The organism is Cupriavidus sp. C1SS-2L, from assembly GCF_057073735.1.
In genome coordinates, this window is the sequence record NZ_CP172709.1 from 1,288,498 (window position 1) to 1,301,560 (window position 13,063).

9 protein-coding genes and 2 pseudogenes are annotated in these 13,063 nt (G+C 65.1%); 5 read left to right on the top strand and 6 right to left on the bottom strand.

Annotation, left to right across the window (positions count from 1 at the left end; genetic code table 11):
* Nucleotides 1–106 precede the first annotated feature (106 nt).
* Complete coding sequence (ytfE, locus tag ACIGJG_RS23625) at nt 107–784, top strand: iron-sulfur cluster repair protein YtfE (RefSeq protein ID WP_011301170.1); 678 nt, start codon at nt 107–109, stop codon at nt 782–784.
* 49 nt (nt 785–833) lie between these two features.
* The gene (locus tag ACIGJG_RS23630) at nt 834–3,119 is read left to right on the top strand and encodes a nitric-oxide reductase large subunit (protein WP_220630065.1); all 2,286 of its coding nucleotides are present in this window, start codon (nt 834–836) and stop codon (nt 3,117–3,119) included.
* Nucleotides 3,120–3,180: 61 nt separating this feature from the next.
* On the opposite strand, the gene ACIGJG_RS23635 is transcribed toward ACIGJG_RS23630, so the two are convergent.
* The 4 genes from ACIGJG_RS23635 to ACIGJG_RS23650 form a co-directional block, all read right to left on the bottom strand.
* The gene (locus ACIGJG_RS23635) at nt 3,181–4,023 is read right to left on the bottom strand and encodes a TauD/TfdA dioxygenase family protein (RefSeq protein ID WP_011301168.1); all 843 of its coding nucleotides are present in this window, start codon (nt 4,021–4,023) and stop codon (nt 3,181–3,183) included.
* Nucleotides 4,024–4,067: 44 nt separating this feature from the next.
* Nucleotides 4,068–5,042, bottom strand: a complete 975-nt coding sequence (locus ACIGJG_RS23640) for a quinone oxidoreductase family protein (RefSeq protein ID WP_011301167.1) — start codon at nt 5,040–5,042, stop codon at nt 4,068–4,070.
* 225 nt (nt 5,043–5,267) lie between these two features.
* Entirely contained in the window at nt 5,268–6,269 is a 1,002-nt protein-coding gene (locus ACIGJG_RS23645; protein ID WP_011301166.1) for an AraC family transcriptional regulator, read from the bottom strand.
* Between the two features lie 147 nt (nt 6,270–6,416).
* Nucleotides 6,417–7,475 carry a beta-keto acid cleavage family enzyme gene (locus ACIGJG_RS23650; protein ID WP_011301165.1) on the bottom strand — a complete coding sequence of 353 codons (1,059 nt, stop codon included), beginning with the start codon at nt 7,473–7,475 and terminating at the stop codon, nt 6,417–6,419.
* 343 nt (nt 7,476–7,818) lie between these two features.
* Between ACIGJG_RS23650 and ACIGJG_RS23655 the strand changes: the two genes are divergently transcribed.
* Together ACIGJG_RS23655 and ACIGJG_RS23660 are read left to right on the top strand one after the other, a co-directional pair.
* Complete coding sequence (locus ACIGJG_RS23655; protein WP_011301164.1) at nt 7,819–8,811, top strand: Bug family tripartite tricarboxylate transporter substrate binding protein; 993 nt, start codon at nt 7,819–7,821, stop codon at nt 8,809–8,811.
* Between the two features lie 2 nt (nt 8,812–8,813).
* On the top strand, nt 8,814–9,869 hold the full coding sequence (locus ACIGJG_RS23660; protein WP_140949425.1) for an AraC family transcriptional regulator: 1,056 nt from the start codon (nt 8,814–8,816) through the stop codon (nt 9,867–9,869).
* A gap of 146 nt (nt 9,870–10,015) precedes the next feature.
* On the opposite strand, the pseudogene ACIGJG_RS23665 reads toward ACIGJG_RS23660, so the two are convergent.
* Nucleotides 10,016–10,414: pseudogene (locus ACIGJG_RS23665) on the bottom strand (ABC transporter permease); the annotation flags it as partial.
* Nucleotides 10,415–10,494: 80 nt separating this feature from the next.
* A pseudogene (locus tag ACIGJG_RS23670) lies at nt 10,495–11,592 on the bottom strand (LLM class flavin-dependent oxidoreductase).
* Between the two features lie 245 nt (nt 11,593–11,837).
* Between ACIGJG_RS23670 and ACIGJG_RS23675 the strand changes: the two are divergent.
* A complete protein-coding gene (locus tag ACIGJG_RS23675; protein ID WP_011301160.1) occupies nt 11,838–13,046 on the top strand; it encodes an acyl-CoA dehydrogenase family protein in 1,209 nt (402 codons plus the stop codon).
* Nucleotides 13,047–13,063 lie beyond the last annotated feature (17 nt).

The window sequence follows — 13,063 nt, forward strand, 5'->3', positions numbered from 1 at the left end:
GTGGGTGAATTATACCGTTAGAAATATAACTCAATGATTCTATTCAGATAAAAACTGGCACGGTACTCGCGTAGTGATCTCCGACACATTCGACAAGGAGCACATGATGCGCTTGCAAGACCAGCCTCTGGGCCAGCTGGCCCGCCGGATTCCTGGTGCCACCGGCATCTTCCACGGCTATGACCTCGACTTCTGCTGCGGCGGCAAGCAGACGCTGCGCGATGCCGCGGTTGCCAAGGGACTCGACGCCGATGCCATCGAATCGCGTTTGCAGACCCTCCAGCGCGACAGCGAGCCCGTGCAGACCGATTGGGGTGCGGTGCCGCCGGCCTCACTGATTGCCCACATCCTCACGCGTTTCCACGAGCGTCATCGCGAACAGCTTCCGGAACTGATCCGCCTCGCCCGCCGCGTGGAGCACGTGCATGGCGACCGGCCGGATTGTCCGGTCGGGCTGGCCGACCATCTGGTGGCGATGCGCAGCGAACTGGAAGCGCATATGCAGAAGGAAGAACAGATCCTGTTCCCGATGCTCGCGCGCGGGCTGCAGGCGGCCGCCACGGCGCCGATCACGGTCATGCGCATGGAGCATGACGACCACGGCGAAGCGCTGCAGCGGCTGGCCGCACTGACCAACGACATCACGCTGCCGCGCGCTGCATGCAATACCTGGCGCGCGCTGTACCTGGGCCTGCGCACGCTGCGTGAAGACCTGATGGAACACATCCATCTGGAAAACAACATCCTGTTCGAGCCGGCCGCAGTGGTCGCAGCGAACGACTGAGTCCTCCGGACACATCCCCAAGGAAACTAACCAACAAGCGAGCCTCATCATGGGTCCCTATCGCAGACTCTGGTTCCTGCTGATCGCCGTGCTGGCGGTCACGTTCTCCCTGCTCGGCTATTACGGGGTCGAGGTCTACCGGCAAGCACCGCCGATACCGGCGAAGGTAGTAGCCAGCGACGGCCGCACGCTGTTCACCGGCGACGACATCCTCGACGGCCAGACCGCCTGGCAATCGGTAGGCGGCATGCAGCTCGGCTCCATCTGGGGCCACGGCGCCTACCAGGCGCCGGACTGGACCGCCGACTGGCTGCATCGCGAACTGACCGCGTGGCTGGACCTGGCGGCGCAGCAGCAGTATGGCCGTCCATACGCCAAGCTTGACGGACCCGCGCAAGCCGGCTTGCGCGAGCAGTTGCGCACCGAGTACCGCGGCAACCAAACCGATGCGCAGACCGGTGTGCTGACGGTCTCGCCGCTGCGCGCGCAGGCCATCGCGCAGACAGCTGACTACTATGACCGCCTGTTCTCCGACTCGCCTGATCTGCACACGAGCCGCGAGCACTTCGCGATGAAGGAGAACACGCTGCCGAGCGCCGAACGCCGCGCGCAGCTTACGCACTTCTTCTTCTGGACGGCATGGGCCGCTTCCACCGCGCGTCCCGGGCACGAAGCGACCTACACCAACAACTGGCCGCATGAGCCGCTGATCGGCAACCAGCCGACCAGCGAGAACGTGGTGTGGTCCGTGGTCAGCGTGGTGGTGTTGCTGGCTGGCGTTGGCCTGCTGGTGTGGGCCTGGGCGTTCCTGCGCGGGCAGGAAGAGAACCTGCCGCACGCGCCGACGCGCGATCCGCTGCTGGCCGTGGCGCTCACGCCGTCCCAACGCGCGCTCGGCAAGTACCTGTTCCTCGTCGTCGCACTGTTCGTGTTCCAGGTATTCCTGGGCGGCTTCACCGCGCACTACACGGTGGAAGGCCAGAAGTTCTACGGGCTCGATGTCTCGCAGTGGTTCCCCTACTCGCTGGTGCGCACCTGGCACATCCAGAGCGCGCTGTTCTGGATCGCCACGGGCTTCCTGGCCGCGGGGCTGTTCCTCGCGCCGCTGATCAACGGCGGCAAGGACCCGAAGTTCCAGCGCCTGGGCGTCGACGTCCTGTTCTGGGCGCTCGTCGTTGTCGTGGTCGGCTCGTTCACGGGCAACTACCTGGCAATCGCGCAGATCCTGCCGGCAAACCTGAACTTCTGGCTGGGCCATCAAGGTTATGAGTATGTGGACCTTGGCCGCCTGTGGCAGATCGGCAAGTTCGCAGGCATCCTGATCTGGCTTGTGCTGATGATGCGCGGCATCTGGCCGGCGCTGCGCGCGCGCGGCAGCGATAAGAACCTGCTTGCGTTGCTGACCTCGTCGGTCGTGGCGATCGGCTTGTTCTACGGCGCGGGTCTGGCTTACGGCGAGCGTACCAGCCTGACGGTGATGGAGTACTGGCGCTGGTGGGTCGTTCACCTTTGGGTGGAGGGCTTCTTTGAAGTGTTCGCAACCACGGCGCTGGCTTTCGTGTTCTGCACGCTTGGTCTGGTATCGCGCCCGATGGCGACGGCGGCAAGCCTCGCCTCCGCGTCGCTGTTCATGCTGGGCGGCATTCCGGGCACGTTCCACCACCTGTACTTTGCTGGCACGACCACGCCGGTGATGGCAGTCGGCGCGGCATTCAGCGCGCTCGAAGTGGTGCCGCTGATCGTGCTCGGCCACGAGGCATGGGACAACTGGCGCCTGAAGGACCGTGCGCCATGGATGGCCGACCTGAAGTGGCCGCTGATGTGCTTCGTCGCCGTGGCGTTCTGGAATATGCTCGGTGCCGGCGTATTCGGCTTCATGATCAACCCGCCGATCTCGCTGTACTACATCCAGGGCCAGAACACCACGCCGGTGCACGCCCACGCCGCGCTGTTCGGCGTGTATGGCTTCCTCGCGCTGGGTTTCACGCTGCTGGTGCTGCGCTATGTGCGCCCGGCCTACCGCCTGAGCCCTGCATTGATGAAGACGGCGTTCTGGGGATTGAACGCGGGCCTCGTGCTGATGATCAGCACCAGCCTGCTGCCGATCGGCATCATCCAGTTCCTGGCGAGCGTAGAGTATGGCACCTGGTACTCGCGCAGCGAGGCCTTCATGCAGCAGCCGATCCTGCAGACCCTGCGCTGGGTGCGCACCTTCGGCGACGTGGTGTTTATCGTCGGTGCCGTGTCGTTCGCGCTGCAGGTGGTGCTGGGGCTGGGCAACCGCACGATCATCGCGGATGTGAAGCCGGTGGGACTGGAGCCGGTCAGGCGCTGACACCAGGGCTCCCCTCTCCCAATTCGCGCGAGAGGGGAGCAACCCACCAACTGTTCCGCAGTCAGAACGGCCGATCCCCCATGATGGTGGCGCGCTCCATCCTGCGCGGGGCCGGCCAATAGTCGCTGACCGCATAATGCTGCGTGGCCATGTTGTCCCAGATCGCCACGCTGTTCGGCCGCCAGCGGAAACGCACCTGGTACTCCGGAATCGCGGCCTGGCTCAGCAGATAGTTCAGCAGCAGGCTCGCGCCGGGCGTCTTGTCCTGTCCGAAGCGCACGTTCTCGGGCGTGTGGTAGTTGATGAAGTGCGTGGAGAACGGCGTCACGTACAAGATCTTCTCGCCGGTGTCCGGATGCGTCCGGACCACGGGATGATCGACCAGCGGGTGCTTGCGCACCAGTTCCTCGCGCTCCTCGGTCGACATGATCGCGCCAAACGAATGCTCGATGCCATGCTTGGCGCGCAGCCCTTCGATCTTCTGCTTGATCTCTTCGGGCAGGTTCTTGTAGGCGTCGACCATATTCACCCAGATCGTGTCCCCGCCAACCTCCGGGCAGGAGATGCAGCGCAGCACCGCACCCCTGGGAGGATTCGCGCGCCACGAGGCATCGCTGTGGTAGGTGTTCTCGAAATGGTCCCGCTTCTCGCTCTTGACGATCTCGATGAGACCCGGATAGCCAGGAACCGTATTGGCGACGGGGTGGTCTTCCAGGTCGCCGAAGCGCTTCGCGAACGCGACGTGGTCGTCGCGCGTCATCTCCTGGTCGCGGAAGAACAGTACGCGGTGCTTGAGCAGCAGCGCTTTGATCTCCGCATGCAGCGAATCGTCGCGCGCGACATTGCCAAGCTGCACGCCGGTCAGCTCGGCGCCGATCGAACAGGTAAGTGGATTGACTTGCATGGTGGCTACTCCTTGAAGGTCTGGATGTCAGCAGTCGGTCAGGGTCAGTCAGCCGTGAGCACGATCTTGCCCATGTGCTGGCTGCTCGCGATGTAGGCGTAGGCTTCTCCAATCGAAGCCATCGGGAAGGTCTTGTCGATCGGCAGGCGCAGCCTGCCTCCGCGGAAGAACGGCAGCAGGTCGCGTGCGCAGGCCTGGATGCAATCGAGGCGTTCCTGCTCGGTGCGCGTGCGGAAGGTTGCGCCGATCAGCTTCAGGCGGTTGTGCCACAGCAGGTTCAGGTCGAGTTGCGCGGTGCTCGCGCCGCCCAGGCGGGCAAGGTTGACGAGCCGCCCTTTCACCGCAAGGCTCCTGACATGGTCCTCGAAGACCGTGCCGCCGACCGTATCGATGATGATGTCCACGCCGCGTCGGTCGGTGGCTGCCATGATGGCGTCCACCTGGGAATCGGTGGACGCATTGACCCCGACATTGATGCCGAAGTCCGCCAGGCGTTCGAGCTTTGCGGCGGATCGCGACGATGCGATCACGGGCCGCGCGCGCATCGTCGCCGCGATCATGATCGCGGCCATGCCCACGCCGCCTGAGGCGCCGTTGATGAACACCGATTCGCCGGCCTTCAGTTCGCCGTTGCTGACCAGTGCATCGTGGGCGGTGATGAAGACATTGGGAAACGCGGCGGCCTCGACCCAGGACACATCGTCGGGCACGGCCATCAGCGCCAGCGGGGCTGCGACCACATACTGCGCATGGCAGCCGCGGCCGTGGCCCATGACGCGGTCGCCTTCACGCCATTGGCTCACCTGTTCGCCCACGCGCACGACCTCACCCGCGAACTCGACCCCTGCGGTCATCGGGTCGCCGTTCCGATGCTCGCGCATGTATTTGATCTCGCCGTAGTTGAGGCCGGACGCGCGAACGCGGACCAGGACCTCGTTGGCGCCGGGCTGGGGAATGGGGATATCCCGCACCTCAAGCCGACCACCGTCGGCGCCGGCTATGACTTGTGCCGCTTTCATGCCTTCTCCTTTGCTTTCCCCTGCATGGCAGGGTGTTGGCTGGATTGTCGCCAGAGCAGGCATTCAACGCTTGACGCGTGGCGCCACAACTTGGCCTATCGCGTCAGGCGTGAGGACCTTGCGTACGAAGCGCTGGCGCACGCGGGCGCCGGAAAGCAAAGCGGGAGCAGGGACGCCGTCAGGCCGACGGCGCAAACAAGGGATGTAGCGGGACGGGTGGCGCGATCAGTGTTCCGCGCCGGTGCGCCAGCGTGTCGGCGGCATGCCGAATTGCGAGCTGAACCAGCGCGAAAAGGTGCTGACTTCCGCGAAGCCAACCAGCATCGCCACCTGGGAGACGGGATAGCGGAGATCCGCGAGGTAGCGGCTTGCCAGCCCGCGCCGGACCTCGTTTACGAGCGAAGAGAACTCTTGCCCTTCTTGTCCGAGCCGGCGTTGCAGGGTCCGCGCGCTCATGCCGAGCTGCTGGCCGACCTGCTCGATGCTGCCTTGTCCGCGCGGCAGCAGCATATGGACCGAACGGCGTACGTTGGACGCCGTGGAAATCCTGCGCCCGCGCGGGTGCTGGTCGAGAAATTCCCTGGCGTAGCGGGCGAGATTCACATCGCCAAGCGGATTGGGACGATCGAGATCCTGCCGGTCCAGCACGATGCCATCGAAGTCGCTGCCGAACTCCACATTCGTGCCGAACAGCCGGCGATGCACGTGCAGGTTCGCGGGCGCGCCATGCGTGAAATGCACGCTGCGCGGCTTCCACTTTCCGCCGAGCATCGATTTCATCAGGCAAAGCATCGCGCCGATCGAAAGCTCGACCGGCTGGCGCCCGGGGGTCGGGCGGTCGGTGATCAACTGCAGCCGGACGATGGCGACAGCATCGGTTTCCTCGACATGGACGAGCACGGACTCGCTCAGCAGGTGGCGGTACGTCTCGAGCTGGCCGAGCGCGTGGCGCAGAGTCGGCTGGTGCTGCAGCAGCAGGCTGATCGGGCCGAAATCGGACAGGCGCCACGACTCGGCCATCAGCAATCCGACCGCCGCGCCGCTGGACGCCTGCTCGGAGGCATCGAGCACATTCGCCAGCCACGGCTCGGGGACATGGAGGTCCGGTGAAACGATGCATGAGCGGTCCGCCCCGACATGACGGATCATGCGCTCCGGGTCGACGCTGAGCGTGCGTGCGATCTCGGAGAACTTGACAAGTAGGGCGCTGCGAATCAGGGTGCTCATGTGATGGCTCAGGGGACGAATCCGTGGCTTGCGGCGCGCCGTTGCGACGCCGCGGTGCCGTCACTCAAGGTATTCAGGCGCCCGTGGCGTGTCAACCTTGCGTGCGCCCGAGCTATCGTAAACACCTAGCCATCACGCACGATGGGCTTAGCGCGTCTTGCGCAAGTAGCCCTGCGTACCGCCGTTGCGGTTCGGCGCAAAGCCGTTGGCCTGCAGCGACTCTTCCACGGTATCGTAGAACACCCCGATCTTGCTGATCTCGCGCGCCTCTTTGGCCGTGGCAATCTCGCGGCCGAACTCGTGGGAGATGCGCACAAGCTGCTCGATCTGCTTCACGGTGCTCATCTTCGCCGTGCGCTTCTGGTTCCACAGCACGTCCTCGGTACCGCAACGCACGTGCAAGCCCATGGCAATGCCCATCATGTTGACCGGCAGCACATTGCGCACATTGCTCTCCACGGTCACCACCGCGCCGTCGGGCACGCCGCGCATGAAATTGCCGAGGCTGTAGACGTTCGGGGTGTCCATGCCGCCGCCGATGGCGACCCAGTTCATCACCAGCGGACCCTTGTAAAAGCCTCGGCGCATCAGGCGCTCCACTGACTCGAAGCTGTTCGTGTTGTAGCACTGAAACGCGCTCTGAATGCCCTTGGCCGTCAGGCGGCGGACGTGTTCCTCGACCCACCCGGGTTGCGCGGGCACGGTCATTTCCTTGTAGGCGTTGAAGATGGCCGGGTTCTCGCGCGAGGTGCCCCGGAAGTCGGCATCCTCGGCATGGTCGGTCACGTTCATCTGCGAGGTGTTGACCGTGACCGTCACCTGATCCGGAGTGGGCTCCAGGTCGGCCAGCATGTGACGCGTGTCGTCGGACAGCCACTTGGCGGCCTGGCCCTCGTTCTCCGGTGCGAACGAGATCGAGCCGCCTACCTGGATGATCATCTCCGGCACGGCCTTGCGCACGCCGGCGACCAGTTCGTTGAACTTTGACAGGCGCTTGCTGCCCTTGCCGTCGAGTTCGCGCACATGCAGGTGCAGCACCGTGGCGCCCGCGTTGTAGCAATCTACGGCCTTCTGGATCTGTTCCTCCATCGTGACCGGGATGTCCTCGGGAAAGTCGGACGGCAGCCAGCCCGGCGCATACGGTGCGGCGGTGATGATCAGCGGTTGCTGGTTTTCCGGGAAAAGATGGCCGTCGAGAAAGTTCATGGTGGTCTCCAGGGGGGAAGGGCTGCTGTCGTTGCCAGGAGTTGCCCCCTCGCATGGCGAGAAGCGCGTGTCTCCTGTTCCCGGCTTCGATCCGGTGCGTCGAGTATCGGGTTCGTCGGCCCGCCCGGACTTGCTTATCCGGGCCAATCGTTTGCTTTTTTGGGACGGGCTCGCCGTGGGCGCTGCTGCCGGACAGGCTTGTCACCATCGGCACAAATCTGTCGCGCGATGCAAAGCGGGGGCGGGGGCGACCCCACAGAATGCGCTGGAAGGCCATTTCAGCGCCACGCCAACGGCATCGGAGATGCCGGGCGGAGGAACAAGAGACCCCCAAGGAATTGCCATGAAGCCGTTCTCCAGGATTGCGCGCCACACGCTGGCGTTGATGACTGCCACCGTCTGCCTTATGCCTGCCGCACAGCCGGCCAGGGCTGCGGACTGGCCAACCAAGCCCGTACGGATCCTCGTCGGGGCGCCCCCCGGCGGCACGGCCGACATCGTGGCGCGCCTCTTCGCGCATGAATTGCAGCGTCCGCTCGGACAGCCCGTGATCGTCGATTACAAGGCTGGCGCAGCGGGAACCATCGGCGTACACGGCCTGCTGTCCGCGCCGCGCGACGGGTACACCTTCCTGCTGATCCAGAAGGGCATTGCCGCGGAAGTGCCGCACGTCATGAAGGTGTCGTTCGATCCCTTCAAGGACCTGGTCCCGATCGCGCAGCTGACCCGTCAAGGTCTGGTGCTGGTCGGCAAGCCCGGCCTGCCGGCGAAGAACCTCACTGAACTCATCGCCTATATCAAGGCGAACCCGGGCAAGATCGACTACGCGAACTACGGCGCCGGCCTGCGCGGGCAGACCATCGGCGTGCAGTTCAACCGCCTGGCGGGACTGACGACCGGCGCGGTGAGCTACAAGGGGTCGCCACCCGCGCTGCAGGACGTCATGGGCGGCCATGTGCCGCTGATGTTCGACGGCCCGGCCACATCGCTGCCGTTCATCAAATCCGGGCAGTTGAAGGCGTTCGCCATTGCCTACCCGAAGCGCATCGCCGCACTGCCTGATGTCCCGACGTTCACCGAGCTCGGATACCCCGATCTCAAGGAAGTGAGCTGGATGGGCCTTTGGTCCGCGCCGGGCGTACCGCCGGCAGTCGTCACGAAGGTGCGCGAGGCGCTGCTCAAGGCGATGCAATCGCCGGATGTCAGAAAGAAGGTCGAGGACCTTGGCATGGAGGTCGGTTCGGCGGCTACCACGGAGGAGCTGGCCAGGGACGTGCGGGAGTCGTACGAACGCCAGGGCAAGCTGCTGCGCTCGATCGACTTTAAGCCGGAGTGATCGTGCAGACGGCCAGCGTCGGCAAGCTGATCCGCAGCGCCAGCCTGAACGGTTACATCGAACTGGTGGAGTCGCTCGGGCTGGACCCCTACGCGTTCCTGCGCGGAGTCGGATTGTCGGCGCGGCTGCTGGAAGACCCGGAACGGCTGATCCCGAGCCATGCCGTTCGCGAACTGCTCGAAGTCACGGCAGCTGCCACCGGCGTGGAAGATTTCGCGCTGCGGCTCGCGGCCCAGCGCTCGTTCTCGAACCTCGGGCCGATCAGCCTGGTGCTGAAGGAAGAGCCCACGCCGCGGCTGGCGCTCGAGACGCTGTGCCGCTATCTCAAGCTGCTCAGCGCGTCGCTGATCACGCGTATCGAGGACAGCGGCAACACCGTGATCGTCCGCGAGGAACTCGTGCCGAGTCCAGGGCTTGCCACGCGGCAGGCCATGGAGCTCGCCGTGGGTGTGAAGTTTCGCATCCTGCGCGAACTGATCGGTCCGCGGTGGCGGCCCGTCGAGGTGTGCTTCACGCATCGCGCGCCGCTCGATGTATCGGCGCACCGTGTCTTCTTCGGTTGCAAGCCGATGTTCAACCAGTCGTTCAATGGGCTGGTCTGCGCGGCGGCGGACTTGCAGATGCCACGAACGACGGAGAATGCGGGCGCGGCACGCTTTGCGCGCGACTACCTTGAGACGGCGCTTCGGCAGCGTAGTGAAGGCATTCGTGAATCGTGCCGGGAGTTGATCCTGGCTTTGCTGCCGGGTGGGCGCTGTACTGCGCAGCAACTGGCGCACCATCTGCGTGTCGACCGTCGCACGCTTTACCGGTATCTCAATGCGGAAGGGGTGACGTTTTCAGAGTTGCTCAATGAGGTGCGGGCGGAGTTGGTGATACGCCATCTTCGGGAAAGTGACCTGCCAGTGGGCGAGGTTTCAGCCTTGCTCGGATTCTCGGCGCAAAGCTGCTTCAGTCACTGGTTTCGCGTGACGTTTGGGTGTAGTGCGTCTGAGTGGCGCAGGCAAACGATGTTCGCCGGTCCGCAAGCTCGCGCCGAAGCGGTGCTGGAGCGATAAGTGTGGCGCATCTGATCTGAAAGCGAAGCAAGAAGCATATCCAGCTGAGCCATCGCGCGTCAGCAACAACGTCTGGAACCGTGGGTCAAGCGCCGGCAGCGATTGTGGTGTTGCCGGATACGCCGGTGAGGTGTGGGGACGATGCGCACGCGCAGCACGGGATGCACCCAGTAGCCGATGCGGCGCGACCAGCCGATCGACACGCCGATCAGGAAGCCCGCGACGCCGCCATAGGCCACGCCGAGGCCAAGCAGCTTTAGCGTGTTGAGCGTGCTGTCGCCGAGCCGGGGCCAGTCGTCGACGTAGACCTCGATCAGCGCCAGCAGCGCAGCGGCGGCCAGCGCGGCGATGCTGAGTTCCTCGGTGTAGGCCCAGTCGGAGAAGCCCGCGACCTTGTTCGGCCAGCGCCAAGTGATGGCGCCGAACGCGGTCCATGCGATGGCGGCAGCGATACCGGTCGGCCACGGCCGCCATGCGGAGCGCGACTCCGGCGTGGCAGCGCCGCGCGCGAGCGCCGCCGGCGGGTTCGGACAATGTATGGCTATGGCTCATGGATTCGGCTCCCCGCTTTTGTTGTGTCGTTTTGGTTGGGTCAGTCCGGCAGTTCAGTGACGACAGCTTGCGCTCAGGCGGCTTTGCGATTCCGCTGCTGCTGCGCATCGCGCTGCGCGACCAGTTCGCGCACACGCGGAATCAGTTCGCGGCCATAGTCGACGACGTCTTCCAGCGGGTCGAAGCCGCGGATCAGGAAAGTCGTGACACCGAGGTCGTAGTACTCCAGCAGCGTTTCGGCCACTTGCTCAGGTGTACCGACGAGGCCGGTGGAGTTCGAGCGTCCGCCGGTCTCGCGAGCAATCGCGGTCCACAGGCGCTGGTCGACGCGGTCGCCCTGTTCTGCCGCCGCAAGCAGGCGGCGCGCGCCTTCGCTCTGTTGCGGGCCGCCGCGGCTATAGCCCTGCTGCACGCGCAGCGCGCGGGTGCGTTCGAGGATGCTGTCGGCGCGGGCCCAGGCCTTCTCCTCGGTCTCGGCCAGTACCGGGCGGAACGACACCGAGAAGGGCACCTCGCGGCCATGCTTCGCGGCTTCGGCGCGTACGCGTGTGGTCAGGTCGCGCACCTGGTCGAGCGATTCTCCTTACAGCGCATACACGTCGGCATGCTTGCCCGCGACCGTTAGCGCCGCTTCGGATGCGCCGCCGAAATAGATCGGCACATGCGGCTTCTGCGCCGGCTTGACTTCGGAGAAGCCGTTGCTGAACCGGTAGTACTTGCCTTCGTGATCGAACGGTTTGTCCGCGGTCCAGATGCGGCGCAGGATGCCGAGGTACTCGTCGGTGCGCGCGTAGCGTTCGTCGTGGTTCAGGTAATCGCCATCGCGCTTCTGTTCGTGGTCGGAGCCGCCAGAAATGAAATGCACGCCGAGCCGGCCGCCGCTGAACTGGTCGAGCGTGGCGATCTGGCGCGCGGCCAGCGTCGGTGCGGTGAAGCCCGGGCGATGGGCCAGCATGAAGTGGATGCGCTCGGTGACCGTGGCCGCATAGGAAATCGTCAGCGTCGCCGACGGGCCCGTGGAATGGTGCGGCACCAGGATGCGGTCGAAGCCGGCCTGCTCATGGGCCTGCGCGAATGCGCGCACGTAATCGCGATCGATCACCGGGCCCGTCGGGCGGTGGATTTCGGACTGCTTCTGGCTCTGGATCATGCCGATGATATCGACGCTCATGCGAGTTTCTCCTGGATGGAAGGGTGCAACGTAGCGCTCGCGCGGACGGCGCAAGGCGATGTGCAAAGGAAGAGACGACAAAGGGGCAGGGCCACAACGTACGCCCAAACGCCGCGCGGCCGAACGAATAAAAACGACAGACCATATGCAGGATGCGTCGTTATCGAAACGGCGCGGCGGCGGTACGCTATATGGCATTCACAAGCGGTGCGTGGCTCGCGTACCGACCCTGCAAGGAATCCACCATGTCCCTGTCTTCCCTGCGCCGGCTGCCGAGCAGCGAGGCGCTGCTCGGCGATGTGCTCGCCCAGTTGACGCCTCGCCTTGCGGCAACCGCCGCGCAGCACGACGCCGCGGCGAGCTTTCCTCACGAGAACTTCACGCTGCTGCACCAGTACGGTTTGATCTCGCAGGTAGTGCCGCGCCCACACGGTGGCGGCGGAGCGGGGTTGGCAGAGGCGCGCCGCATCATCGATGCGGTGGCCAGCGGCGATGCCGCGACGGCGCTGGTACTGACCATGACCTATCTGCAGCATCGCGCGATCGGGCGAGCCGATACGCACTGGACCGAAGCGGTACGCAAACAGGTATTCGCGAGCGCGGTTGAAGATGGCGGACTGATCAATTCGCTGCGAGTGGAGCCGGACCTTGGCTCGCCTGCCCGCGGTGGCTTGCCGGGCACCGTTGCCACGCGCCTGGCGAACGGATGGCGGCTTAGCGGCCGCAAGCTGTACAGCACCGGCATTCCGGCATTGCGCTGGCTGTCGGTCTGGGCACGCACCGACGAGCCACAGCCGCGCGTCGGGGTGTTCCTCGTGCCCCGGCCCGGGAGGGACACGGCGGGAATCCGCATCGTGGAGAACTGGAATCATATGGGCCTGCGCGCGTCGGGCAGCCATGAGACGGTGCTCGACAATGTGTGGATTCCGCCCGAAAACGCCGTCGACATCCGCGAGCCTTCGGCGTGGGCGCCCGCTGGCGCCAGCCAGGCCGATGTCGATGCCAATGCGGACCAGCAGGCATGGATGGTGGTGCTGCTCGGCAGCCTTTATGACGCCGTGGCGCGTGCGGGCTTCGACTGGATCCTCGCCTTTGTGCGGGAGCGGACACCCGGAAGCCTTGGCGCGCCGCTCGCGACACTGCCACGCGTGCAGGAAGCGATCGGCGAGATCGCGACGCTGCTGCATGCCAACCAGGCGCTGCTCGACGATGCCGCCGCACGCACCGACGCCGGCACCCCGCCGACACCGACCGACAGCGGACTGTTAAAGTTCACGGTGACGGGCAATGCGATCCGCGCGGTGGAGCTGGCGCTGCAGCTGTCGGGCAACCACGGCCTGAGCCGCAACAATCCGCTGGAACGCCATTACCGTGACGTGCTGTGCAGCCGCATCCATACGCCGCAGAATGATTCGATCCTCGTGGCGGCCGGGCGCGTGGCGCTCGGACAATGACATATCAGGAGACACGG

What these genes read in the sequence shown, in the direction of transcription:
- ytfE (WP_011301170.1), top strand. Translation starts at nt 107, where the DNA reads ATGCGCTTGCAAGACCAGCCTCTGGGCCAGCTGGCCCGCCGGATTCCT.
- ACIGJG_RS23630 (WP_220630065.1), top strand. Translation starts at nt 834, where the DNA reads ATGGGTCCCTATCGCAGACTCTGGTTCCTGCTGATCGCCGTGCTGGCG.
- ACIGJG_RS23635 (WP_011301168.1), bottom strand. Translation starts at nt 4,023, where the DNA reads ATGCAAGTCAATCCACTTACCTGTTCGATCGGCGCCGAGCTGACCGGC.
- ACIGJG_RS23640 (WP_011301167.1), bottom strand. Translation starts at nt 5,042, where the DNA reads ATGAAAGCGGCACAAGTCATAGCCGGCGCCGACGGTGGTCGGCTTGAG.
- ACIGJG_RS23645 (WP_011301166.1), bottom strand. Translation starts at nt 6,269, where the DNA reads ATGAGCACCCTGATTCGCAGCGCCCTACTTGTCAAGTTCTCCGAGATC.
- ACIGJG_RS23650 (WP_011301165.1), bottom strand. Translation starts at nt 7,475, where the DNA reads ATGAACTTTCTCGACGGCCATCTTTTCCCGGAAAACCAGCAACCGCTG.
- ACIGJG_RS23655 (WP_011301164.1), top strand. Translation starts at nt 7,819, where the DNA reads ATGAAGCCGTTCTCCAGGATTGCGCGCCACACGCTGGCGTTGATGACT.
- ACIGJG_RS23675 (WP_011301160.1), top strand. Translation starts at nt 11,838, where the DNA reads ATGTCCCTGTCTTCCCTGCGCCGGCTGCCGAGCAGCGAGGCGCTGCTC.